This is a genomic window from Streptomyces sp. NPDC001922 (assembly GCF_042891165.1).
Classification (GTDB): domain Bacteria; phylum Actinomycetota; class Actinomycetes; order Streptomycetales; family Streptomycetaceae; genus Streptomyces.
The window spans coordinates 236,161-259,414 of the sequence record NZ_JBIASV010000004.1 but is presented as its reverse complement, the minus strand read 5'-3'; the positions used below and the strand labels follow the sequence as shown (position 1 = coordinate 259,414).

The 23,254-nt window shown below is 74.9% G+C and carries 18 protein-coding genes and 1 tRNA gene; 14 read left to right on the top strand and 5 right to left on the bottom strand.

Annotated features, from left to right (window positions below):
* Nucleotides 1-241: 241 nt before the first annotated feature.
* The 9 genes from ACFYYR_RS08960 to ACFYYR_RS08920 all read left to right on the top strand — a co-directional run bounded on the left by ACFYYR_RS08960 (nucleotide 242) and on the right by ACFYYR_RS08920 (nucleotide 11,171).
* A complete protein-coding gene (locus tag ACFYYR_RS08960) occupies nucleotides 242-1,288 on the top strand; it encodes a DUF3344 domain-containing protein (protein ID WP_388848754.1) in 1,047 nt (348 codons plus the stop codon).
* A gap of 81 nt (nucleotides 1,289-1,369) precedes the next feature.
* Entirely contained in the window at nucleotides 1,370-2,695 is a 1,326-nt protein-coding gene (locus ACFYYR_RS08955) for a glycosyltransferase (protein ID WP_388848751.1), read from the top strand.
* The gene (locus ACFYYR_RS08950; RefSeq protein WP_388848749.1) at nucleotides 2,692-4,188 is read left to right on the top strand and encodes a sugar transferase; all 1,497 of its coding nucleotides are present in this window, start codon (nucleotides 2,692-2,694) and stop codon (nucleotides 4,186-4,188) included. Before ACFYYR_RS08955 ends, ACFYYR_RS08950 begins: the two co-directional genes overlap by 4 nt.
* Nucleotides 4,189-4,190: 2 nt before the next feature.
* Complete coding sequence (locus tag ACFYYR_RS08945) at nucleotides 4,191-5,609, top strand: O-antigen ligase family protein (RefSeq protein WP_388848746.1); 1,419 nt, start codon at nucleotides 4,191-4,193, stop codon at nucleotides 5,607-5,609.
* A complete protein-coding gene (locus tag ACFYYR_RS08940) occupies nucleotides 5,606-7,417 on the top strand; it encodes a lipid II flippase MurJ (protein ID WP_388848743.1) in 1,812 nt (603 codons plus the stop codon). The genes ACFYYR_RS08945 and ACFYYR_RS08940 overlap by 4 nt, the downstream gene beginning before the upstream one ends.
* On the top strand, nucleotides 7,407-8,141 hold the full coding sequence (locus tag ACFYYR_RS08935) for a polysaccharide deacetylase family protein (RefSeq protein ID WP_388848740.1): 735 nt from the start codon (nucleotides 7,407-7,409) through the stop codon (nucleotides 8,139-8,141). Before ACFYYR_RS08940 ends, ACFYYR_RS08935 begins: the two co-directional genes overlap by 11 nt.
* A complete protein-coding gene (locus tag ACFYYR_RS08930; protein ID WP_388848737.1) occupies nucleotides 8,138-9,334 on the top strand; it encodes a glycosyltransferase in 1,197 nt (398 codons plus the stop codon). Before ACFYYR_RS08935 ends, ACFYYR_RS08930 begins: the two co-directional genes overlap by 4 nt.
* Before the next feature lie 8 nt (nucleotides 9,335-9,342).
* Complete coding sequence (locus ACFYYR_RS08925) at nucleotides 9,343-9,990, top strand: lipopolysaccharide biosynthesis protein (protein WP_388848734.1); 648 nt, start codon at nucleotides 9,343-9,345, stop codon at nucleotides 9,988-9,990.
* Nucleotides 9,987-11,171, top strand: coding sequence for a GNAT family N-acetyltransferase (locus ACFYYR_RS08920; RefSeq protein WP_388848731.1), 1,185 nt, complete (start codon nucleotides 9,987-9,989; stop codon nucleotides 11,169-11,171). The genes ACFYYR_RS08925 and ACFYYR_RS08920 overlap by 4 nt, the downstream gene beginning before the upstream one ends.
* 19 nt (nucleotides 11,172-11,190) lie before the next feature.
* On the opposite strand, the gene ACFYYR_RS08915 is transcribed toward ACFYYR_RS08920, so the two are convergent.
* Nucleotides 11,191-12,303, bottom strand: coding sequence for a glycoside hydrolase family 26 protein (locus ACFYYR_RS08915; RefSeq protein ID WP_388848728.1), 1,113 nt, complete (start codon nucleotides 12,301-12,303; stop codon nucleotides 11,191-11,193).
* Nucleotides 12,304-12,449: 146 nt separating this feature from the next.
* On the opposite strand from ACFYYR_RS08915, the gene ACFYYR_RS08910 reads away from it, so the two are divergent.
* Together ACFYYR_RS08910 and ACFYYR_RS08905 are read left to right on the top strand one after the other, a co-directional pair.
* Nucleotides 12,450-13,736, top strand: a complete 1,287-nt coding sequence (locus tag ACFYYR_RS08910; protein WP_388848726.1) for an ATP-grasp domain-containing protein — start codon at nucleotides 12,450-12,452, stop codon at nucleotides 13,734-13,736.
* A gap of 92 nt (nucleotides 13,737-13,828) precedes the next feature.
* Entirely contained in the window at nucleotides 13,829-15,040 is a 1,212-nt protein-coding gene (locus ACFYYR_RS08905; RefSeq protein ID WP_388848723.1) for an NAD(P)-binding domain-containing protein, read from the top strand.
* Nucleotides 15,041-15,193: 153 nt separating this feature from the next.
* On the opposite strand, the gene ACFYYR_RS08900 is transcribed toward ACFYYR_RS08905, so the two are convergent.
* Nucleotides 15,194-15,281, bottom strand: a tRNA-Leu gene (locus ACFYYR_RS08900).
* Between the two features lie 238 nt (nucleotides 15,282-15,519).
* On the opposite strand from ACFYYR_RS08900, the gene ACFYYR_RS08895 reads away from it, so the two are divergent.
* Both ACFYYR_RS08895 and ACFYYR_RS08890 read left to right on the top strand, forming a co-directional pair.
* Nucleotides 15,520-16,854: a M20/M25/M40 family metallo-hydrolase gene (locus tag ACFYYR_RS08895; protein ID WP_388848721.1), complete on the top strand. Its 1,335-nt coding sequence runs from the start codon at nucleotides 15,520-15,522 to the stop codon at nucleotides 16,852-16,854.
* A 465-nt stretch (nucleotides 16,855-17,319) separates the two neighbouring features.
* A complete protein-coding gene (locus tag ACFYYR_RS08890; RefSeq protein WP_388848718.1) occupies nucleotides 17,320-18,054 on the top strand; it encodes a chaplin in 735 nt (244 codons plus the stop codon).
* Between the two features lie 431 nt (nucleotides 18,055-18,485).
* On the opposite strand, the gene ACFYYR_RS08885 is transcribed toward ACFYYR_RS08890, so the two are convergent.
* Nucleotides 18,486-18,674 carry a DUF5703 family protein gene (locus ACFYYR_RS08885; protein WP_351513459.1) on the bottom strand — a complete coding sequence of 63 codons (189 nt, stop codon included), beginning with the start codon at nucleotides 18,672-18,674 and terminating at the stop codon, nucleotides 18,486-18,488.
* A 47-nt stretch (nucleotides 18,675-18,721) separates the two neighbouring features.
* On the opposite strand from ACFYYR_RS08885, the gene ACFYYR_RS08880 reads away from it, so the two are divergent.
* Nucleotides 18,722-19,393, top strand: coding sequence for a hypothetical protein (locus ACFYYR_RS08880; protein WP_388848715.1), 672 nt, complete (start codon nucleotides 18,722-18,724; stop codon nucleotides 19,391-19,393).
* Nucleotides 19,394-19,586: 193 nt separating this feature from the next.
* Here ACFYYR_RS08880 and ACFYYR_RS08875 read toward each other — a convergent pair whose 3' ends face one another.
* Together ACFYYR_RS08875 and ACFYYR_RS08870 are read right to left on the bottom strand one after the other, a co-directional pair.
* Nucleotides 19,587-22,178, bottom strand: coding sequence for a helix-hairpin-helix domain-containing protein (locus ACFYYR_RS08875; protein WP_388848712.1), 2,592 nt, complete (start codon nucleotides 22,176-22,178; stop codon nucleotides 19,587-19,589).
* On the bottom strand, nucleotides 22,175-23,161 hold the full coding sequence (locus ACFYYR_RS08870; RefSeq protein WP_388848709.1) for an aldo/keto reductase: 987 nt from the start codon (nucleotides 23,159-23,161) through the stop codon (nucleotides 22,175-22,177). The genes ACFYYR_RS08875 and ACFYYR_RS08870 overlap by 4 nt, the downstream gene beginning before the upstream one ends.
* Between the last annotated feature and the right edge of the window lie 93 nt (nucleotides 23,162-23,254).

The following is a 23,254-nucleotide window of genomic DNA, read 5'->3' as shown; positions in this document are numbered from 1 at the left end:
GGTCATCAACCGAGAGGACAAGGTAACGAGCAGTTCGATCGACGTTGTGTACATCGCACTTACGGCGCGCCACGGCGTTCCGCCGAAAGGGGGGCCACACGCTCGGCGTATTCGGGCGCGTCCTGCGCAATTCGGAAAGGGAGATCTGCCAGGGTCTGATCAGTCGGATTATCTTGCTGAAGTCGGAGGGTCAGTCATGCGGGTTTCCCTGGGCAGGACGGGCCGGAGCATGCTGTGTGCGTTGTCGTCCGTCGCCCTGACGACGGCGCTGCCGCACGCCGCGGCCGCGGCGGCTGTCGGGGAAGCCTCCCGGATTCCGTTCACCGAGCGCTATCGGGCGGTTCAGCACGGAGGCCTCGTCCGGACCGCCAACACCTCCGTCACCTGCGAGTCCACCGCCGGTGCGAAGGTTCCGTGCGCGGACGCGAAGGCGGGCGCCAAGGGGACCAACGGCGATTACCGCATGACCTACATCGATGTCGACGAGGACCCGAACACCTACAACTCCAGCCAGGCGGAGCTGAAACTCCCGGAGAATGCCACGGTGAGCTATGCCCGCCTCTATTGGGGCGGAAATCTGCGTGTCGGCGAGCAGAAGCCGGTCAAGGACAACGGGCGGGTGCTCTTCGCCGAACCCGGGGGCCAGTACAAGGAAGTCCTCGCGGACACCACGATCGGCCATCTCTCCGGTAATGGATTCGACGCCTACTCGGCCTCGGCTGATGTCACCGACATCGTGAAGGACGCCAATCCCGGGGCCTTCACGGTGGCACAGATCAATATCGCCAAGGGGCATTCGGCCGCGGGTACCTGGGGCGGCTGGACCCTCGTCGTCGCCTACACCGACCAGACCGCGCCGCTGCGCGAACTCGCCGTCTGGGACGGATTCGAGAGCCTGAGCGCGGAGCGGCGCAGCTACGCCCTGACGCTCGACGGTCTGCGCATCCCCGCCAAGGGCTCGGGCAGTCTCGGTGTCGTCGCCTACGACGGGGACCGGGGCTCCGGCCGCAACGCGCTCAGCGTGCGGGCCGGCCGGGCGGCGGCGGTCGCGCTGCACGACGACGCCAACCCGGCCGACGACGCGATGAACTCGACGATCGCCGACGCCGGCCGTCCGGTCTCCGGGCGCCAGCCCTCCTACCGCAACACCCTCGGATACGACTCCGACGTCTACGACCTGCGGCCGGTCCTCGGAAACGGCGCCGAGGAACTCACGGTCGGCTTCGGCACCGAGGAGGAGGGCTACCACGTCGGAGCCCTGTTCCTGCAGGCCGACGCCAGTCGCTGACGCCGCCGCCACGCAGCACCCCGGCGGCGCCGTTGCGCCGCCGGGCCTGGGTTCCATCCGGTCCGTGTACGGGAGCGACGCGTGCCGCAACACCAGCGTGAAGGACGCCTGCCGACGGTGCTGCACATCTCCCAGCCCGTCGACGGCGGCGTCGCCCGGGTCGTCGTCGACCTGGTGCGCAGCCAGGCCCGGTCGGGCCTGCGCGTTGTGGTCGCCTGCCCTCCCGGGGGCGGGCTGGGCGACGCCGCGGCGGACGCGGGCGCGGAGGTGCTGAGCTGGCCCGCCGGCCGTGAACCGGGGCGGCGCCTTCCGCTGGAGACACTGCGCCTGGCCCGGCTGATCCGGCGCGCCCGGCCGGGGCTGGTGCACGCGCACAGCGCCAAGGCCGGACTCACCGCCCGGCTCGCCGTCCGCGGCCGGATCCCCACCGTCTACCAGCCGCACGCCTGGTCCTTCGAGGCCGTCGGCGGACGCACCGCCGAACTGGCCCTGCGCTGGGAGCGGTACGCCGCCCGCTGGGCGCACCGGGTGCTGTGCGTCAGCGAGGACGAACGGCTGCGCGGTGTCCGGGCCGGGGTGCCCGGCCGGTGGGCGGTCGTCCGCAACGGCGTCGACACCGACCGCTTCCGGCCCGCCGGCCCGGCGGCCCGGGAGGAGGCCCGGGCCGCACTGCCCGCCCTGCGGGAACTGCCCCGCCGGGCACCGCTGGTGGTCTGCGTGGGACGGCTGTGCCGGCAGAAGGGCCAGGACGTCCTGCTGCGCGCCTGGCCCGCGGTGGCGGCCGCGGTGCCCGGCGCCGTGCTCGCCCTCGTCGGGGACGGCCCCGACCACGGTGCCCTGCGCGAAGCCGCGCCCCCGGACGTGCTGTTCGCCGGCGCTGCCGCCGACACCGCTCCCTGGTATGCCGCGGCGGACCTCGTCGTCCTGCCGTCCCGGTGGGAGGGCATGGCGCTCGCCCCGCTGGAGGCCATGGCCTGCGCCCGGCCGGTGGTGGTCTCGGAGGTGGCCGGCGCCCGGGAGAGCCTGGCACCCGGCCACGCCGACGGCTGTCTGGTACCGCCCGAGGACCCCCGGGCGCTCGCCCGCGCGCTGACCGCCCTGCTGCTCGATCCCGGACGCCGCCGCACGCTGGGGGAGCAGGCCCGGGAGCAGGTGCGCGGCGCGTACGACATCCGGCGCACCACGGCCGCCGTCACCCGCCTCTACGGCGACCTGCTCCGGCCGGCCCCGTTCGCCCCTCACCCGCCCGTGCCCGGTCGCCCGGAGCCCGGCGCGCCCGTGCCCGCACGCGCCGAGGACGGCCCGTGCGGGCACGGCCTGCCGGAGGGAGCGGCACCCGGTGCGCGCCGTGGACCCGTCGACCGGCCGGGCCCGTCCACCGACTCCAGGGAGCGCATCAGGCGATGAGCACGGAGAACGCAGGGGTGCCGAAGCCCGGGCGGGTCATGTCACTGCCGGTGGACACGAGCCGTGCGGTGCCCGTCTTCACACCGCGCCGGCCGCCGCGTCGTCCCGCCCCGGCCGAACAGCGCAGGCCTCCGTACGCCGGGCGTGCCGTCGTCCTGCTGGCCTGCGCCGACGTCCTCGCCGCGGCGGCCGGCGCGCTGCCCCTCGGCGAGCCCGTCCGGGCGGCCGTCGCCCTCGGCCCGGCCCTGGCGGTGGTCCTGCTGCTCAACGCCCGACGCGGCCTGCACCGGCCCGGACCGGCCACCACCGCCCTCGACGAACTGCCCCGGCTGGTGACCCACTGCGTGATCGCCTGGTGTGTGGCGACGGCCGTTCTGGTGTGCGTACGCCCCTCCGCCGCTCCCGGGTGGGCCCTGCTGGCGGCCGTCGTGACCGTGCACCTGACCTGCGCGGGCCTGCTCCGCGGCACCGTCCACCTGCTGCGCCGGCGCAACCGGCGGCGCCATCCGCACTCCGTTCTGGTGGTCGGCGGCGGCGCGGCCGGCCGGCGGGTCACCGCGGCCCTGCACGACCACCCCGAGTACGGCATGCACCCGGTCGGCCTGGTCCTCCCCGCACCGGAATCCGCCGACGACCCGTCACCCCCCGCCGAGCTGCCCGTTCCGGTACTCGTCTCGCCCGAGGACATCACCCGGGCCGTCATCCAGAACGCCGTACGGGACGCCGTCTTCATCCGCGGCCCCTGGGAGGAGCCCCGGGACGCCGCGCTCGCCCGGCTGCTGGTGGAGCAGGGCTGCGCGGTGTGGCTGGTGCACGCCGAGCCCGGCGCCGACGCCGGACCCCGCCGGCCCGGCGGCCCCGACCACCTCTGGGGCTTCGCCTGCCGGCGGCTCGAGGCACCGCCCCGCCACCGCCCGGGCATCCTCGGCAAGCGGGCGCTGGACGTCCTGGTCGCCGCGGTCGCCCTGGTCTGCGCCGCTCCCGTCCTGCTGGCCTGCGCCGTGGCCGTGCGGTGGTCCGACGGGCCGGGGGTGATCTTCCGCCAGGAGCGGGTCGGGATGGCCGGGCGGCCGTTCACCGTCCTCAAGTTCCGCACCCTGCGCCCGGCCGACGAACACGAGTCCGCCACGCTCTGGAACGTCGCCGACGACCGGCGGATGAGCGCCGTCGGCCGGCTGCTGCGGCGCACCTCGCTGGACGAGCTCCCGCAGCTGTGGAACGTGCTGCGCGGCGACATGAGCCTGGTCGGCCCGCGGCCGGAACGCCCCTTCTTCGTACGGCAGTTCAGCAAGGCGCACCCGGGCTACGCCGCCCGCCACCGGATGCCCGTCGGCATCACCGGCCTCGCGCAGGTCCACGGGCTGCGCGGCGACACCTCCATCGAGGACCGGGCCCGGTTCGACAACCACTACATCGAGACGTGGTCGCTCTGGCAGGACGTCCGCATCCTGCTGCGCACCGCGGGCTCCCTCTTCCGACACGGAGGCAGCTGAGGATGACGACCCTGCCGATCCTCCCGGCGTCGCTGCGGGCCCGCTGCGCCGGGCTGTGGCGTGTGCTGCCCGCCGTCGCCACCGTGCTGCTGCTCTGCGCGCCCGGGCGGCGGGACGAGGCGGACATCACCGCGGCCGTGCACATCACCACCGCCGACGTGGCCTCGGCCGTGCTCGTGGTGATCTGTGCCGTCGCCCTGCTGCGGGACCGGGAACGGCCGCTGACCCGGACCGCCGTGGTGGTGCTGGGCGCGCCCGCCGTCGCGTTCGCCCTGGCCACCGTCGCCTCCCGGGACCCGGAGACGAGCCTGCCGGGCTTCGTGCGCTACGTGCAGATCTTCGTCCTCGTCCCGGCCGCGGTCCTGCTGCTGCTCCGCTCCCGCCGCGACTTCCGGTGGGTGGCCGCGGCGCTGATCGCGGTCGCCGTCTTCCAGGGCGCGGTCGGCGTCCACCAGTACGTCACCGAGACGGGGGCCTCGTACGCCGGACGGTACATCCGGGCCGTCGGCACCTTCGGCGCGCTGGACGTGATGGGCATGGCCACCCTCGTGGCCCACGGCGTGGTGCTCGCCCTCGCGCTGGGGCTGGCCCCGCCCGCCGGGAGCCCCCGCTGGGTGCGGCCCGTCGCGCTCGGCACCTCGGCGCTCCTGCTCGTTCCGCTCGCGTTCTCGTTCAGCCGCGGAGCCTGGATCGCCACCGCGCTCGCCTGCACCGCGGTCCTCTTCCTCGCCGGACTGCGCACCGCCCTGGGCTCCGTGGCCGTCCTGGTCGCCGCCGCCGTCGTCCTGGTCGGCGGGGCCGGGTCCGGCTCCGCGCTCATCGGCGAACGGCTGACCAGCATCACCGAGGTCGCCGAGACCCCCGACCGGTCGGTCACCGACCGGTACGCGATGTGGTCCGCCGCCGTCTCCATGTGGCGCGACGCGCCCGTGACCGGTGTGGGGCTCAAGGGGTACCCGGCACACCGCGACGCCCACGCGTCCATCGGCCTCTCCTCCAGCAGCGACACCGCGTCCGCCGGTGCGAAGTTCCAGCGGGAGCCGCTGCTCACCCCGCACAACATGTATCTGCTCGTCCTCAGCGAGCAGGGCCTCGTCGGGCTGACGGCCGTCGTCGGCAGCTGGACCGCCGTGCTCGTCCTCGGCGTACGGCGGCTGCGCCGCGGCCGGGGCGCGCTGCGCACCGGAAAGCCCGCCGACTGCGGTCTGGCCGCCGTCGGACTGCTCGTCTACCAGCTCGCCGACTTCCTGTACGCGGACATCGGCGGCCCGGAGACCGTCATCACCGCCCTGATGTACGGACTGGCCGCCTGGTGGGCCCTGGGCAGCGAGGCCCGGGTGGAGGGCCCGCCGGTCGGCAGCGTGCCGGCACCGGCCTCGGCGGCGGTCGCCGTGGTCCCGGGCGGGACGGGCCGTCCATGAGCGACGCGGTGACGGTGCCGCAGCACACGGCCGGCGGACCGGCGGGGACCGGCGCGCCCGCCGGTGCCCCGGCGCCCCGGCCGGGCGGGCCCGAGCGCTTCGTCGCCCGGGCCGCGGCCGTCACCGCCGTCCTCACCGCCGCCGGGGCGCTGTTCGGGCTGGTCCGGGACCAGTTGATCGCCCATCTCTTCGGGGCGAACGGCGAGACCGACGCGTTCCTCGTCGCCTGGACCGTGCCCGAGATCGCCGCGACCCTGCTCATCGAGGACGCCATGGCGCTGGTGATGATCCCGGCCTTCAGCCTGGCCCTCTCCCGGCGCGCCGCGGGCCCCGCGGCGGGCCCGGATCCCGTAGGCGGGCTCGTCGCCGCGACCGCCCCCCGGCTCTTCCTGACGCTCGCCGGGGCCGCCGCGGCGCTCGCCGCCGCGGCACCCTGGCTGGTCCGGCTGCTCGCGCCCGGACTCGCCGACCCCGGGACCGCCGTGGACTGCACCCGGTTCACCGCCGTCACCGTCCTCTGCTTCGGCATCGCCGGATACTTCAGCGCCGCGCTCCGCGCCCACCGGCGGTTCGTGCCCCCGGCCGCCATCTACGTCGCCTACAACGCCGGGATCATCGCCACCGTGCTGGCGCTGCACCGGACGGGCGGGGTCCGGGCCGCCGCCGCGGGGGTCGCCCTCGGCGGCGTTCTGATGGTCCTGGTGCAACTGCCGTCGATTCTGCGGCAGTTGCCCGCCCGGACCGGCCGGTGCCTCCGCCGCGCCCCGGAACGCCGGGCAGACCGCTCTCCGGTGCCGGCGGCCGTGCCCGGCGCCCTGGCACGGGTCCGCACCGTCGTCATGCCCGGCCTGCGGCGTCCGGCCGGCCCGCTCGCCGTGCCGGCCGGACCGTCCGGGGGCACCCCTCCGCCGTCCGGTGGCCTGCGGCGGACGGCGCGGGTCCGGACGGCGCCCCTGTGCGGCCCCGTTCTCGCCCCGGTCGCCCTGTTCGCCCTCACCCGGCAGGCGCAGGTCCTGGTGGAACGCCATCTGGCCTCCTCGCTGCCGGCCGGGGCCATCTCGCACCTGAACTACGCGCAGAAGGTGGCGCAGGTCCCCATGGTCCTCTCCCTGATGGTCTGCACGGTGACGTTCCCGCTCGTCGCCCGCGCCATGGCCGACGGCGAGGCCGACCGCGCCCGCCGCCGCGTCGAGCGGGACCTGACTCTCGCCGGCCTGGTCGTGCTGCTCGGCGCCGCGTACGTCGCCGCCTGCGCCCCCCAGCTGATCCAGCTCCTCTTCCAGCGGGGCGCCTTCGACAGCCACGACACCGCGGCGACGGCCTCCGTGATGCGCGTCTACGCCCTCGGGCTGCTCGGCCACAGCCTCACCGGCGCGCTGATCCGGCCCTACTTCTCCGCTGCCCGGCCCACCTGGCACCCGGCCGCGTCGATGGCCGCGGGACTGCTGATCACGATCCTCGGCGCCCGGGCCGCCGTCCCGTACTTCGGGGTACGGGGCATCGCCGCCGCCAACGCGCTGGGCATCCTCGTCACCGCCCTGCTGCTGCTCCGCGGACTCGGCCGGCAGGGCATCGCCGTCGACGTCCGCCGGGTGACGGCGGGGCTGGGGCGGCTCGCGCTCGCCGCCGCCGTCGCCACGGCCGCCGGCTGGGCGGCGGCGTCCGCGTGCGGCACCGCCCCGGCCGCCGCGGCGGCCGGCTGCCTCGTCGTCCCCACCGCGTTCGCCGCCACGGCCCTCTGCCTCCGCGCACCGGAAATCCGGCTGCTGCTCTCCTCCGTCGACCGAAGGCGCCGCCATGCCCGCTGAACCCTGGCTGCTGATGTACCACTCCGTCACCCGCTGCACGGAGGACCCCTACCGGGTCACCGTCGCCCCCGACCGGCTGCGCCGCCAGCTGCGCTGGCTGAAGAACCGAGGGCTGCGCGGCGTGGGCATCGCCGAACTGCTCCGGGAGCGCGCCGCGGGCCGCGGATCCCGCCTGGTCGGCCTCACCTTCGACGACGGCTACGCCGACTTCACCGAGAACGCCGTCCCACTGCTCCGCGAACACGGCTTCACCGCCACGGTCTTCGTGCTCCCCGGCCGCCTCGGCGGCGACAATGCCTGGGACCCGCTCGGCCCCCGCAAGCCCCTGCTCACCGAGGAGGGCGTCCGGAACGCCGCGATCGCCGGCATGGAGATCGGCTCCCACGGCATGCACCACGTCGGCCTCCCCGACGCCGACGACGCCACCCTCGTCGCCGAGACCGCCCACAGCCGCAAACTGCTCCGCGAGATCACCGACCGCCCCGTCGAGGGCTACTGCTACGCCTACGGCGACGTCGACGCCCGGGCCGTCGACGCCGTGCGCGGCGCGGGCTACAGCTACGCCTGCGCCATCGACCCCGGCCCGCTCACCGGCCCGTACGCCCTGCCGCGCATCCACATCGGCAACGAGGACACCGCGCTGCGGCTCACCGCCAAGCGGCTGCTGCACCCCCTCCGCCGCCGGGGGATGTCCGACGCGCCGCGCGCCGGAGTCGCGCGATGAGAGTGCTGCACATCATCACCGGGCTCGGCGCCGGCGGCGCGGAACAGCAACTCCGGCTGCTCCTGCGCCACCTGCCGGTCCGGTGCGATGTCCTCACCCTCACCAACCCCGGTGCCGTGGCCCGCGGCATCCGGGCCGACGGCACCCGCGTCACCCATCTGGGCATGCGCGGCAACCGCGACCTGTCCGCGCTGCCCCGGCTCGTCCGCGCCGTCCGGGCCGGCCGCTACGACCTGGTCCACACCCACCTCTACCGGGCCTGCGTCTTCGGCCGCACCGCCGCCCGGACCGCCGGGGTACGGGCCGTCGTCGCCACCGAGCACTCGCTCGGCGCGGCCGGCATCGAGGGCCGGCCGCTCACCGCCGGGAACCGCGCGCTCTACCTCGCCACCGAGCGCCTGGGGTCGGCCACCGTCGCCGTCTCCGCCACCGTCGCGGCCCGGCTGCGCGCCTGGGGCGTTCCCGGCCACCGCATCCGGGTGGTGCCCAACGGCATCGACGCCGGCCACTTCCGCTTCGACGCCGCGGCCCGCACCGCCGCCCGCGCCCGGCTCGGCATCCCCGACGACGCCTTCGTGGCCGGGGGAGTGGGCCGGCTCGTCCCCGGCAAGCGGTACGACGTCCTGCTGGAGGCCGCCGCGCGCGTGCCCGGGGTCCGGCTGCTGCTGGCAGGCGACGGACCCGAGCGCACCGCCCTGCGGGAACAGGCGCTCCGGCTCGGCATCTCCGCCCGCGTCCGGCTGACCGGCGAGTGCGGCGGCGCCGTGGCGTCCGACGCGGACCGCGGCGCCGGCGTTCCCGGACTCCTCGCCGCCATGGACCTCTTCGTCTCCCCCTCCACCGAGGAGACCTTCGGCCTCGCGGTGCTGGAGGCCCTCGCCGCCGGACTGCCCGTCCTCCACGTCACCAGCCCCGCCATCGATGAACTCCCGGCCGACGAGGCGCCCGGAGCCCTCCGGATCGCCCCCGGCGCCGGGCCGCTGGCCGACGCCCTGGCCGACGCGGCCCGCCGGCATCCGGCCGCCACCCCGCTCCGCCTGCCCGCTCCCGCCGTCCGGCGCTACGACATCGCGCACAGCGCCGAACGACTCGTGGCCGTCTACGACCACGCCCTGGCCACCGCCGGAGCCACCCGCCGCCCGCCCGCCGTACCGCACCGCCCCGTTCCGACCCTGTCCCATCCGAAGAGGTGACCGCCGCCATGACCGAAACCGTCCTGACGAAGCCGTCCGAGCCCCGGACCGCCCGCCGCCTGTCCTCCCCGTCCTTCCTGCCCAGGCCGCTGCCCATCTGGGCGCCCGTCCTGCTGCTGGCCCTGCTCGGCGGGCTCCTCGGCGGGGTCTACGGCCTGGTGAAGGCGCCCCGGTTCACCGCCTCCAGCTATGTGGTGGTGGCGCCCGGCAAGGCCGCGGACCCGGCGACCGCCCTCGGCTTCGCCCACGCCTACGGCCGGGTCGTCACCGGCGGGGCCGTCCTCGACAACGCCCAGACGGCCGCCGGTGTCCCCGCGGAGACGCTGCGGAAGCGCGTCCGGGCCCTCACCTCGCCCGAGGCTCCGATGATCGAGATCCAGGGCAGCGACTCCCGCGCCGAGCAGGCGGCCGTCAACGCCAACGAGGTCGCCCGCGCCCTCACCAGCTACGCCAACGCCTCCGCGGCCAACACCGGAGTGCGGCTCGCGGTGCTTTCCAAGGCGCTCACCCCCGCCGCCCCGACCTCCCCGTCGGCAAGGATCGCGGCCGGTGTCGGCGCCTGCGCCGGTGGCCTGCTGGGCTGCCTGGTGATGCTGGTCCAGCCCGGTACCCGCCGACGGGCCGCGGACCGGCCCGCCGCGGAAGGTGCCAGGTGACGGCGCCCACGACCGCCCGGGTCCGGCCCGGCCTGCCGCTCCCCACCGGCCTGTCCGTGACCCTGTGCGGCGACCCGGACCGCTTCGCGCGGCTCGCCCCCGCCTGGGACGGCCTGCACCGGCGCTGCCGCAGCGCCACCCCGTTCCAGACCCACGCGTGGCTGCACTCGTGGTGGCGCTCCTACGGGACGCCGGGACGGCTGCGGCTGCTGCTGGTCCACCGGGACGGCCGGCTGGTCGGTGCCGCCCCGCTGATACTGACCTACCGTCCGATGCCGGCCCTCATCCCCCTCGGCGGCACCCTCTCGGACTTCCTCGACGTGCTGATCGACGACTCCTGCGCGGACGCCGCGGCGCACGCACTGATCAACGGGCTCAGCCAGGCGGCCCGGGCCGCCGTCGTCGACCTGCGCGAGGCCCGCCCGGGCGCCGCCGCCGAGCGGGTCTTCGAGCTCTGGCCCGGCCCCCGGCGCCGTCGCGACGACTCGCTGTGCCTGGAGCTCCCGGGCGTTCCCGTCGAGGAACTGCTCCGGCGGATGCCCGCGTCCAGCGCCCGCCGCTCCCGCAGCAAGCTGCGCAAGCTCGCCGGCCTGGACCTCGAGGACCGCGCCGTGCCCGAACCCGAGGTACCCCGCGCGATCGAGACCATGCTCCGGCTGCACAGCCTGCAGTGGCAGGGGCGCGGGGTGACCCCCGAGCACCTCCGCCCCCGGTTCGCCGCCCATCTGCTGCGGGCGGTACCCCCGATGGTCGGGGCGGGGCACGCCGTCGTCACCGAGTACCGGCTCGACGGCAGGGTGGCCGCGGTCGACGTGACCCTGACGTCGTCCGGCCTCGCCGGCGGCTACCTGTACGGCGCCCACCCCGATCTCCGGGCCGCCAAGGCCGACATCAACACCATGCTGCTGCGCCACGACGCGGAATGCGCCGCCCGGACCGGCCGGGCCCTCAGCCTGCTGCGGGGCGACGAGGCCTACAAGCACCACTGGCGGCCGGAGCGCGTGGTCAACCAGCGCTATCTGCTGGCCCGCCGGGAGCTGGAGCCGATGCTGCGGCTCTACGCGGCACAGGCGGCGGGCCGGACCCGGCTCGCCGAGGAGGTACGGACCAGGGCCCCGGCCCTGCGCGCCTGGCGCACCCGGCTCAACAACTGGCGGGCGGGCGGCGCCGGGCCGCGGTGACACCGGCCCGGCGGCCCGCTCAGGAGTCCTGCCAGAACCGGACGCACAGCCGCCGCCGGCCGACGAACGGCGACAGCCACGGCCCCAGATCGAGCCGCAGACAGTCGGCCCGTGCCCCCGGCTCCGCACCCGGAACCCCGGTGAACTGCACCGAACGGAAGACCCGGGAGGCCAGCGGATTCTTCCCGCACCCCCACACCCCGTGCGGACAGTAATCGGTGATCGTGTGGTACTCCGGCGGGTGATCCGCGATCCACTTCAGCATTCTGCGCATGTATTCCGGGTTGTCGCCGTTCCGGAAGAGCCCCCACTCCGGATACGAGATCGGCTTTCCGTGCGCCTCCGCGAACTCCACATGGGCACGCAGTCCGAAAGGCTGGTCGACGTGCTCGTCGAAATCGTTCCCGGGCGGCTGGTCGTAGGAATCCATGCCGATGATGTCGACCACGTCGTCGCCCGGATAGCAGTGCGTCCAGCCGATGGCGTCCTCCCCCCGGCTGGGCGCGAAATCGAACCGGAACCGCTGTCCCGGCACCGAGCGCATCACCATCACGATGCCCATCCAGTACGCCTTCCAGGCCTCCGGATTCGGGGCGCAGCGCCCGGTGTAGGTGGTGCCGTTCATCTCCCAGCCCGGCACGATCACCGTGTCCGGCAGGCCCAGTTCGACCAGGCGCGCGGCCAGCGTCCGGAAGTGCTCGTCGAACTCGCCCTGGGCCCCGCGCTCCAGGAGACCGGCGACCTCGCGGTCCGGCACCCGCGCCTCGTTGCGGTCCAGCATCGGCACGTTCAGCACGAACAGCCGGTCCGGGTCCGCGTCCCGCCAGCGTGCCCATGCCCCCAGCAGCCGCCGGTCCCCCTCGATGTCGGTCCAGTGGTTCCCCGGCAGATAGGTGTGCCCGACGCGCAACTCGGTGCCGCCGAGCCACTCCTGCATTCTCGTCATGTCCCGTACGCCGTCGGCGCCGGACCCGAGGAACGCCCCCCACGGAACCCCCGCCGGCTCCGGCCGCCAGGAGCGCGAGCCGCCCCGCAGCGGCCCGGCCGTCGCCATGGCCGCACCCGTGAGGATCACGACCACGGCGAGCACGCCGAGGCACATGGACACCAGCCGCCGGGACGGGTGGGACATGGCTACTCCTTCCGGCGTGCAACTCGGACGGGCTGCATACCCCCTGACAGTAAATGGGACGTATTTCGCACAGTCTCATTGAATGGATTCCGATGGTCCATTCGAGAATTCATCGCCCGCACGGCCCAGCGACCCGAAGGGGAGCAGTGCACCACGACTCCGCGGCTCACCCGGCTCCGCGCCCGACGTTCGACACCGGTGTGCCGGCACTGCTGCTCCGCCTCGACGACAACCCCTTTCACCACGGAACGCTGGGTGCCGTCAGATCGCTCGGCCGGGCGGGAATCGAGGTGCACACCCTCGTCGAATCGCCCGGCAGCCCGGTCAACCGGTCCCGCTTTCTGCACCGTGCGCACCACTGGCCCGGCGGCGGCCCCTCCCTCGAGCGGCTCTACCCGGCGCTCCGCCGCATCGCCGGGCACATCGGCCGTCCGGCGGTGCTGATCCCTATGGACGACATCAGCGCGATCGCCGCCGACCGGATCGTCCCCCACCTCGATGGCTGCTATCTGACGATCCGTCAGCCCGATGGCCTCTCCGAGCGGGTGGCCGACAAGGCGCAACTCGCCGAACTGTGCCGGACCGCCGGAATCTGCCACCCGCTCACCGTCGTCCCCGGAAGCGGCCGGGAGGCGGCCGGCTTCGCCCAGGACCTCGGTCTGCCCGTGGTGGCGAAGTGGAGCCGGCCCTGGCTGCTGTCCCGGACGACCGGGCTGCGCAGCACCACGCTCGTCCACACCCCCGGCCAGGCCCGCACGCTCTACGAGCACAGCGCACGCGCCGGCAGCCCGCTGCTGCTCCAGCAGCACATCCCCGGCGGCCGCGGCACCGACTGGTTCTTCCACGGCTGTTTCGGCGCGGAGTCCGTCTGCCTCGTCGGCGGAACCGGCCGCAAGGAACTCGCCTGGCCGGTACGCACCGGACTGACCGCCGTCGGCACCTGGTTCCCCAACCTCGAAGTGGAACGCGCCGCGCTCGGACTCGCCCAGCGGCTGGGCTACCGCGGGATTCTCGACCTCGACTTCCGGCGCGACACCGTCACCGGCCGGTACCACCTGCTCGACTTCAACCCCCGCCCCGGCGCGCAGTTCCGGCTCTTCACCGACCGGGCCGGACAGGACGTCGTCCGAGCCCTGCACCTCGACCTCACCGGCCGGCCCGTCACCGCCGCGGACCCCGTCCCCGGCCGGGTCTTCGTGGCGGAGAACTACGCCCTGCTGTCCGGCCTCGCGACCGCCGCCACGGCACGGCTGCGGCGCGACACCGGACGCGGGCCCGGCAGGGGCACCCGGCGCCGGACCGCGGAGACCGCCTGGTTCGCCGCCGACGACCCCGCGCCGTTCGCCGCCATGGCCGCCGGCTGGCTGGGCCGCGGCGGCCGGAAGGGCCTGCGGCGGCTGCGTCCCCGCCCCCGGGCCGCCCTGGCCCCCTGACCCGCCGTCCGGCCGGCGGCCCGTGCCCCCACCGCCCCTGACTCCCTCCGACCCACCGCACATTGCTCACGACGAGAGAGTGGAAAGCACCCATGTACGACCTGGTAGTCGTCGGCGCGGGCCCCTACGGACTGTCCATCGCCGCCCACGCGGCCGCGGCCGGACTGCGGCTGCGCGTGCTCGGCCGTCCGATGGCCTCGTGGCGGGACCACATGCCGACGGGCATGTTCCTGAAGTCGGAGCCCTGGTCCTCGAACCTGTCCGACCCCACCGGCGACCGCACCCTGTCCGCCTACTGCGCCTCCCGCGGACTGCCCGCCGAGCACGGCAGCCCGATGTCCATCGGCACCTTCACCGACTACGGGATGTGGTTCGCCGAGCAGGCCGTACCGGAGGTCGAGGAACGGACCGTCACCGTCGTCCGCCCGCGCGGAGCGGGCTTCCTCGTCGGCACCCGGGAAGGGGAGACGATCCCGGCCCGCACGGTGGCCCTGGCGGTCGGGGTGATGCCGCTGGTCCACGTCCCGCGGACGCTCATGGGACTCCCGCCGGACCTGGCCTCGCACAGCAGCCACCACAACGACCTGTCGCGGTTCAAGGGCAGGCACGTCACCGTGATCGGCGCCGGGCAGGCGGCCCTGGAGACCGCCGCGCTGCTGTCGGAGGAGGGGGCCACCGCGCAGGTCGTCGCCCGCGCCGGCCGGATCGCCTGGAACAGCACACCGCAGCCCCTCCACCGCAGCCTCGCCCGCTCCCTGCGCGACCCGCACTGCGGCCTGGGCACCGGATGGCCCAGCTGGGTCTTCTCCGAGATCCCGTGGGCGGTACGGCGGCTGCCCGCGCCCGCCCGGGTGCGCATCGCGTCCACCGCGCTCGGCCCCGCCGGGGCGTGGTGGCTGCGGGAACGCGTCGAGAGCGGCGTCCCGGTCACTCTCGGGCACCGGCTGCGGAGCGCGGCCGCGCGGGGCGATGGCGTCCGGCTCGAATTCACCACCGCGGACGGCTCGCGGGCGACCGTCGAGACCGAGCATGTGATCGCCGCCACCGGCTTCACGACCGATCTCGCCCGGCTGCACATGCTGGACCCGGGCCTGCGCGCCGGTCTGCGCCGGGTGGCGGGCGGCCGGGGGCCGCAGCTCAACGGCCGCTTCGAGTCCTCGCACCGCGGCCTCTTCTTCGCCGGACTGCTGGCCGCCCCGTCGTTCGGCCCCGCCATGCGCTTCGTCTACGGCGCCGGCTTCACCGCGCCGCAGCTGGTCGGCGGGGTGCGACGGCGTGTGGGAGGGCCTCCGCGGAGAAGATGAGGCCGGCCCGCCTCGGCGGCACTCCCGGCCCGGACGGGCTGGTTCCGTCCTCGGCCGACCGGCGGACCGCGCCAACGCGGTGACACCTGGCCGACGGCGACAAAAAACCGATGGTGCCGGTCCCAGGGACCGGCACCATCGGTGCGATTCTTCTGGTGTCCGAGGGGGGACTTGAACCCCCACGCCCGATAAAGGGCACTAGCACCTCAAGCTAGCGCGTCTGCCATTCCGCCACCCGGACAAGGTGTCTGCCGGAGGCCCGCGGCCGTTCCGACGTGGAAAACCATAGCAAACATCCGGAGCCGCTCGATCACCCGCCCGAGCGGCTCCGCGCCGCGGGCGGGGGACTGTGACGGGCGGATGACGGCGCCCCGGTGGCCTTGGGCTCGGGCTCCCGGCACGGGAGGATGGCCGTGGACCGAAGCCGCGAGCAGCGCCCCGCCGGGGGCGCGTCCGCGGCGCGAATACGAGGAGGCAGCGTGAGCGAGTCGAATTCGGCCGCGGCGAGCAGCACCGTCACCGGCGAGGACGAGGTCGTCGACCTCTGCCGGGATCTGATCCGGATCGACACGAGCAACTACGGCGACCACTCGGGTCCCGGTGAGCGCGCCGCCGCCGAGTACGTCGCCGAGAAGCTCGCCGAGGTGGGGCTCGAGCCGAAGATCTTCGAGTCGCACCCGGGCCGGGCCTCGACGGTCGTGCGGATCGAGGGGGAGGACCCGTCCCGGCCCGCTCTGCTGATCCACGGCCACACCGACGTCGTCCCGGCCAACGCCGACGACTGGACCCACCACCCCTTCTCCGGCGAGATCGCCGACGGCTGCGTCTGGGGCCGCGGCGCGGTCGACATGAAGGACATGGACGCCATGACCCTCGCCGTCGTGCGGGAGCGGATGCGCACCGGCCGCAAACCCCCGCGCGACGTGGTGCTCGCCTTCCTGGCCGACGAGGAGGCCGGCGGCATCTACGGCGCCCGGCACCTGGTCGACCGGCACCCGGAGCTCTTCGAGGGGGTGAGCGAGGCGATCGGCGAGGTCGGCGGCTTCTCCTTCACGGTCAACGAGAACCTCCGCCTCTACCTGGTGGAGACCGCGCAGAAGGGCATGCACTGGATGCGCCTCACCGTGGACGGCACCGCCGGCCACGGTTCGATGGTCAACGGGGACAACGCCGTCACGGAGCTGTGCGAGGCCGTCGGGCGGCTGGGCCGCCACAAGTTCCCCGTCCGCGTCACCAAGACCGTGCGGTCCTTCCTCGACGAACTGTCCGACGCGCTCGGCACTCCGCTGGACCCGGAGGACATGGAGGCCACCCTGGCCAAGCTCGGCGGGATCGCCAAGCTCATCGGCGCGACGCTGAACAACACCGCCGCGCCGACCATGCTCGGCGCCGGTTACAAGGTCAACGTGATCCCGGGCCAGGCGACCGCCCACGTCGACGGCCGCTTCCTGCCGGGCTTCGAGGACGAGTTCCTCGCGGACCTGGACCGGATCCTCGGTCCGCGGGTGCGGCGCGAGGACGTGCACGCCGACCGGGCGCTGGAGACGACCTTCGACGGTGCGCTGGTCGACGCCATGCAGTCGGCGCTCAAGGCCGAGGACCCGATCGCCCGCGCCGTGCCGTACATGCTGTCCGGCGGGACCGACGCCAAGTCCTTCGACGACCTCGGCATCCGCTGCTTCGGGTTCGCGCCGCTGAAGCTGCCGCCCGAGCTGGACTTCGCGGGCATGTTCCACGGCATCGACGAGCGAGTCCCGGTGGACGGGCTGAAGTTCGGCGTCCGGGTGCTCGACCGCTTCCTGGACCAGAGCTGACTCCCGTTCCCGGACCGGAGCCGATGCCCGGCGTGGGGCCGGGCCTGCGCGCGCCGCGCCGGCCCGGCCGCCGGCCCGCCCCGCACGCTCCCCGGAGCGTGCGGGGCGTCTCCGCAGGCTTCGGATTTCCGGGCGCCCTTGGTCAGAAAGAGTGAACGCACGGATGGTCCCGTAGCTCGGTTCCCCCCTTCTCGTTACAGGCTGTGCGGTCTCGCTGAGGCCGCATTGCCAACAGGAGGACGAATGATCCAGAAGGTTGCCGCTGCCGCGGCTGCCACTGGCGGTCTGGACCCGTCTTCGGCAACACCTGCATCCGACACTGAGGTTGTTCGCAACCCATGAGGGTGTGACCCCCGTGGGCACGGAGCGCACGCCATGCACTCCGGGGCGCAGGGGCCTGGCGAGCGGGAATTCGCCCGTAAGCCTTCCGAAGGCAACAGGTAAAGGCAGTAGGGGAGCGAACTCATGCGACAGGTCGCGAGAAAGAGCCTGATCACGGTTGCGGCTGCGAGCGGTGTCCTCGCCGTGACCGGTGGCTACGCCCACGCGGACGCCAACGCGGAGGCAGTGGCGCGTAACTCTCCGGGCGTCTTGTCCGGCAACTCGATTCAGGCGCCGGTGCATGCTCCGGTCAACATCTGCGGCAACACCGTCACCGCGGTCGGGCTGCTCAACTCGGTGTCGGGCAACACGTGCGGCAACGGCTCGGGCAGCAGCGCGAGCGGTACGAACGGTTCGGGCTCCGGTTCCGAGGCCGGCGGCGGTGCCGCCAACTCGCCCGGCATCGGCTCGGGCAACAACATCCAGGCGCCGATCAACCTGCCGGTGAACGCCTGCGGCAACACCGCTTCGGTGGGCGGCGCGCTGAACCCGGCCCTCGGCAACGACTGCGCCGGCCAGTCCGGCGGGAACCAGGACACCCCCGACACCCCGGACACGCCGGACACCCCTGACACCCCGGACACGCCGGACACCCCCGACACCCCGGACACCCCCGGTAACGACGGGGAGTCGGAGGAGCCGAACGAGGTCCAGGGCACGTCGGGTCACCGCAACAAGCCCGCCACGCAGCACGAGGGGCAGGCTCAGCTCGCCCAGACCGGTGCCGCCGAGACCCTGGGCGTCATGCTGCCGGCGAGCGCCGCGATGCTGCTCGGTGGAGCGGTGCTCTACCGGCGCGCCAAGGCGGCGCAGAGGTAAGCAGACGCCGCACGGTGCAGACCGTGCGTCAGGGAGCGGGTTCCGCGGTTGCGGGGCCCGCTCCTCGCGTTGCTCCCGGTGCCGGTCGCGGTGCCGGCGTCACTCCGTCGGCCGGGGCAGGGCGGGGCGGGGCGACGTGGGCCGCTCGGGTGCGGGTGCGGGTGCGGTTCCGGGACCGGGACGTGCCCCTCGGATGCGCACCGACTCCGGCGCGGAACCGTGGCGCACCTGCACCCAGGGGCGCGGTCCCGCAGTGCTTCCGGGATTCCCCGTCCACGGAAATGGCGGTCGGGTGTCCTGGAGCGGTGACGTGCCCAGGGGTGAGTGGGCGGTGGGGCCAGTGAGGTGTGCGGGACAGGCGGGACCCATGGGGCGGCCGACGGCAGCACTCACCGGCACGGGGCCCGGTCGGCGGGGCCCGGCGCCCGGTGTCACCAGGTTGCGTGGAGCTGGCGAATGATCCGGCGGCGCAGCCGCACCCTGCGGCTGCCGTCGGGATTCAGCCGCAGGCGGTCCAACTCCCAGTGTCCGTACTCGGCGTGTTCGGTGAGGAGACGTGTGGTGGCTTTACGGGAGACACCCCGCGGCACATACACATCGCGAAATTCATATTCCGGCATCGCATCTATTGTGCGGGCAGTGCCCTGGTACGGATAGCGTCTGCACTATGTCTGATGCTGCCCAGCCCACCGCTGCCGAGGTACGCGCCGCCGCCGAGGCGGTCAAAGCCGCGCTGGACCGCCACCTCGACGCGGTCGAGCGGCGGTCCGGGGAGGACGATCCGGCCGTCTACGCCGCGTTCAACGCGCTGGCAGCGGCGGCTGAGGACTACGACGAGCTGCTGTACGACGCCTACGACGAGGTCACCCCCTTCGAGATCCCCGGGGACGGCACGCTGCCCGTCTACACCGGGCCCGACGAGCCCAGCGCCATCAGTGTGCTGATCCGCCGGGACTACACGGTCGACGAGCCGCACCGGCTGCTCTCCCAGGCACAGCGGGTCGCCGATCTCGACCCGGACGCCGATCCGGCGGCCGACGGGCAGAACGGCGCCGCGGGGCACGCCGGCAGCAGCGTGCACGCGGCCCTGGGCGTGCTCTTCGGAGAGTTCGAACCGGACGAGATCGCCTCCCGCCACAAGGAGTTCGGGCTGGAGGAGGGCGACTCCACGCTCTGGGTCGCCGCCGCGGACGAGGCGGCCGAACCGGGGGAGTGGCTGAACAGCCCGTTCGACGAGGCGGACCCGGAGCGGGTGGTGTGCCGGTTCGACGTCAGCGCGGTGTTCGACGAGGAGCTGGACGACGAGGAGAGCCGGGAGACGCTCGACTCGGAGCGCTGAACCGGGTCCCGCCCGTTCGGCGCCGCACGGCCCACGCCGACGGCGCGGCGCCCGCACGTCCGAAGGGCTGGGCCGGCCGCACGGCCCACCCGTGGTGCGGCACCCGCGCCGCCGAGGGGCCGCCTGCTCCGGCACGGCCGGGGCGGGCGCCCGCCCCGGCCGTGCCGGAGCAGGCGGCCCGGACCAGGTCCTCCTACCCGGCGGGCGGTTCCTGGGCGTTCAGCAGGGCCCGCAACCGGGTCGTGCGCTCCTTCACCGGCACTTCCGACACCGCGCGCGGGAGTGCCTGGTCCGCGCCGTGCACCACCGACAGCTGCTGCTCCGCGCGGCTGAAGGCGGTGTAGACCCAGGAACGGGTCAGCGCCGCGGTCGCGTCACCGGGCAGCACCACGACCGCGGCGGGCCAGCGCGTCCCGGCCGCCTGGTGGGCGGTGAGCGCCCAGCCGTGCCGTACGGTGTCGCCGACCTGCTCCCGCGGCACCACGACGGGCTCGCCCGCGCAGTCCAGATGCAGCCCCTCGGCGTCCGCCGACACGACCGTTCCCGGCAGGGTCCGGCCCGGCGCCGGGACATGCGCGATCCGGTCCCCGGGGTCGAAGCCGCCGAAGCGGCCGGGACCCGGGTTGAGCCGCTCCTTCAGGGCCGCGTTGAGCGCGCGCGTGCCGGCCGCGCCGCCGTGCCCGGGGGTGATGACCTGGACGTGGTCGGAGGGGATGCCGATCGCCCGGGGCACCGAGTCCACCACCAGCTGGACGGTGCGGTGCACCGCCTCACCGGCATCCCGCACCGGGACGATCACGACCTCCTTGCCGGGCGCCGCCACCTCGCCCAGCTCGCCCACGCCGATGCCCGACACGAGCTCGCCGATGGGCCCCGGGTCGGGGGTACGGGACGCCACCTGGGGGCAGGTGCGGGCGGCGAGCAGATCGGCGAAGACCCGCCCGGGACCGGCCGACCACAGCACGCCCGGATCACCGCTCAGCACGAGCCTGGCGCCGTCCGGCAGCGACTCCACCAGCATCGCGGCCGACTCCACGTCCAACTGGGGGGCGTCCAGCACCACGAGCACATCGAGGGCGAAGGCGCCGTCCTGGTCCCGGCCGGGCCCCTCGGCACCCGACAGGAGACCCGCCACCGTGACGGCCGCCTCCGTGCCGCCGTGGGGAGACTCCGGCCGGTGGGCCTCCTGATCCGTCCCGCTCCGCTCCGGGGCGGCGGTACCGGCGCCGAGGAGTCCGGCCAGCCGGCGGCGGCCGTCCTCGCTGTGCGCCGCGGCGAAGGCCCGGAGACCGAGCGCGCGGGCCGCGGTCACCACGGCCGCCGGCTCGGCACGGGCGGCCTCACCGCCGGTGTGGACCACCAGGCCGCTGCCGGCCACGGCCCGGATGAGCTCGGCGGCGGACGGGGACGCCGCCGCGTCCGCGGCGCCCTGCCAGGCGGCTGCGGAGTCCCCGCCGCCCGCGGACGGTTCGGCCTCCGGCGATCCGCCGGGAGGTGTGTCGCCGGCGTCGGGTGCGGGTGCCTCCGGCGACGGGGCCGGATCGTCGGCGGAAGCCCGGCCGCCGCGCGGGGCGAAGGTGTTGAGCAGCCGGGCGAGGCCATCGGCCAGGCTCTCCTCGGCGAGCGCGTACCGGTCGAGGCCGAGCAGGACCCGTACCGGCGGCTCCTCGCCCTCGCCGTCCCCGTCGTCGGTCCCGGCCGCCGCGCGCGGGCCCGCGGAGCCCGACCGCGGGGCGCCGGGGGAGTCGAGGGCGTCCTGGAAGACCAGTACGCCGCCGTCCGCGATCGCGGTGTGCAGCGCTTCCTCCGGGTCCGGAACGGAACGCCGGGCGAGCGCGGAGCTCAGTGCCGAGGGCTCCAGTGCGGTGTGGCCCTCGAGCGCGGCACGCTCCAGCAGCCAGCCGATGAGCGCCTGGGCCCGGCGCTCGTCGTCCGGCCCGCACGCCCCGCCCAGGAGAGCCCGGGCGAAGGCGTCGGCCTGCTCCGGGCGCACCCCCGGTACGGCGAGCAGTTGCCAGGGGTCCGCCCGCAGGGCCTCGGCGGCCCGCTCGCCGAGCACGCCCAACACCGCTTCGGAGAGCTCCTCGGGCGCTCCGCCGGCCACCAGCACCTCCCGCACGGTCGCCGCTCGGGCCATGCGCTCGGCGGGCGGCGGTCCGGTGCGCACCGGACGGGGCGGAGCCGGAGCTCGGCCGCCTTGCGGAGCCGGAGCCGGAGCCGGAGCCGGAGCCGGAGCCGGAGACGGTGCCGCGGTCGGGGCAGCGGCCGGTGCCGGCTGGGGCTCGCTCCGAGCGGGGCGCGGCGGAGCCGGGCGGCTCTGCTCGGTGAAGAACGAGGCGGCGGACCGCTCGCCGCTCTCCACCGCCCGCACCGCCGCGGCGAGGGCCTCGGCGGCCGGAGTACGCGCGGTGCCGTCCCCGGCGGCCGGGGGAGCGTCCGTGCCGGGGGAGTGCGAGTCCCCGGCGGTGCCCGACGGCTGGGGGGCCGCGGTGCCCGCATGCGTCGAGGGCCCGTCGGCCGCGGCCCGTTCGCCCCCCGCTGCGGGCTCCCCGGACACGCCGCCGGCCGGGGAATCGTCGGCCGCGGAATCGCCCACTGCGGAGTCGCCGTCCGCGGACTCGCCGTCCGGCGCTTCGTCCGGACCGGCCTCCCGCGCACCGCCGTCCGGACGGGGCGCCCGCGCGGTCCCGTCCGGCGCTCCCGCAGTGGCCGGGCCGCCGGGCTCCGGTGCGTCGTCGGGTGTCCGCGCGGCAGCGGTCTCGCCGGCGGGGCGGTCCGTGGTCACAGGGTGCTCCAGTCCTGGTCGGGATAGTGATGCACGGGAGCGGAGACGTCGTCCAGCGCCCGGCAGATCTCGTCCGGAAGACTAAGCTCCTCCACTGACAGTGCCGCCGTGAGCTGCTGTGCGGTGCGGGCGCCGACGATCGGCGCCGCCACTCCGGGCCTGTCGCGTACCCAGGCGAGAGCCACCTGAAGCGGTGTGGCGGCCAGCCCGTCCGCGGCCGTGGAGACGGCGTCCACGATCCGGCCCGCGGTCTCGTCCAGATACGGGGCCACGAAGGCCGACAACTGCGGTGACGCTCCCCGGGAGTCGCTCGGTGTCGCGTTGTTCCGGTACTTGCCGGTGAGCACGCCCCGGCCGAGCGGGGACGACGGCAGCAGCCCCACCCCGAGGTCCAGGGCGGCCGGCAGCACCTCCCGCTCCACACCGCGCTGCAGCAGCGAGTACTCCATCTGGGTGCTCGCCAGCCGGGTGCGCGTCCCGGGGGCGCCGAGCTGCCAGGTGGCGGCCTTGGCGAGCTGCCAGCCGCAGAAGTTGGAGACCCCCACATAGCGCGTCCGGCCGCTGCTCACCGCGATGTCGAGGGCCTGCAGCGTCTCCTCAAGCGGCGTGCCCGCGTCGAAGGCGTGCACCTGCCAGAGGTCGACATGGTCCGTGCCGAGCCGCTCCAGCGAGGCGTCGAGCGCCGCGAGCAGATGGCCGCGCGAGCCGTCGAACCGGCGGTCGCGGTCCGGGACGCTGCCCGCCTTGGTCGCGACGACCAGATCGGACCGCGGCACCAGATCCTCCATGAGCCGGCCCAGGAGGTACTCCGCACCGCCGTCCGCGTAGACGTCCGCGGTGTCGACCAGCGTGCCGCCCGCCTCCCAGAAGGCCTTGAGCTGGTCGGCCGCGTCGTGCTCGTCGGTGTCCCGCGCCCAGGTGAGGGTGCCGAGCCCGAGCCGCGAGACCCGGAGTCCCGTCCTGCCGAGGTGCCTTAGCTCCATGGGCGTCGAGATTACTGTCCGCGTGCGGCCGCACGCGGCTGCCTGTGGACAACCCGGCCCTGACGGATCCGGCCACCGCACGCTAGAGTCCCC

Bases quoted from the DNA above. Each gene is read 5' to 3' on its own strand.
- ACFYYR_RS08950 (WP_388848749.1), top strand. From the start codon at position 2,692: ATGAGCACGGAGAACGCAGGGGTGCCGAAGCCCGGGCGGGTCATGTCA.
- ACFYYR_RS08945 (WP_388848746.1), top strand. From the start codon at position 4,191: ATGACGACCCTGCCGATCCTCCCGGCGTCGCTGCGGGCCCGCTGCGCC.
- ACFYYR_RS08940 (WP_388848743.1), top strand. From the start codon at position 5,606: ATGAGCGACGCGGTGACGGTGCCGCAGCACACGGCCGGCGGACCGGCG.
- ACFYYR_RS08935 (WP_388848740.1), top strand. From the start codon at position 7,407: ATGCCCGCTGAACCCTGGCTGCTGATGTACCACTCCGTCACCCGCTGC.
- ACFYYR_RS08930 (WP_388848737.1), top strand. From the start codon at position 8,138: ATGAGAGTGCTGCACATCATCACCGGGCTCGGCGCCGGCGGCGCGGAA.
- ACFYYR_RS08925 (WP_388848734.1), top strand. From the start codon at position 9,343: ATGACCGAAACCGTCCTGACGAAGCCGTCCGAGCCCCGGACCGCCCGC.
- ACFYYR_RS08915 (WP_388848728.1), bottom strand. From the start codon at position 12,303: ATGTCCCACCCGTCCCGGCGGCTGGTGTCCATGTGCCTCGGCGTGCTC.
- ACFYYR_RS08905 (WP_388848723.1), top strand. From the start codon at position 13,829: ATGTACGACCTGGTAGTCGTCGGCGCGGGCCCCTACGGACTGTCCATC.
- ACFYYR_RS08890 (WP_388848718.1), top strand. From the start codon at position 17,320: ATGCGACAGGTCGCGAGAAAGAGCCTGATCACGGTTGCGGCTGCGAGC.
- ACFYYR_RS08885 (WP_351513459.1), bottom strand. From the start codon at position 18,674: ATGCCGGAATATGAATTTCGCGATGTGTATGTGCCGCGGGGTGTCTCC.
- ACFYYR_RS08880 (WP_388848715.1), top strand. From the start codon at position 18,722: ATGTCTGATGCTGCCCAGCCCACCGCTGCCGAGGTACGCGCCGCCGCC.
- ACFYYR_RS08870 (WP_388848709.1), bottom strand. From the start codon at position 23,161: ATGGAGCTAAGGCACCTCGGCAGGACGGGACTCCGGGTCTCGCGGCTC.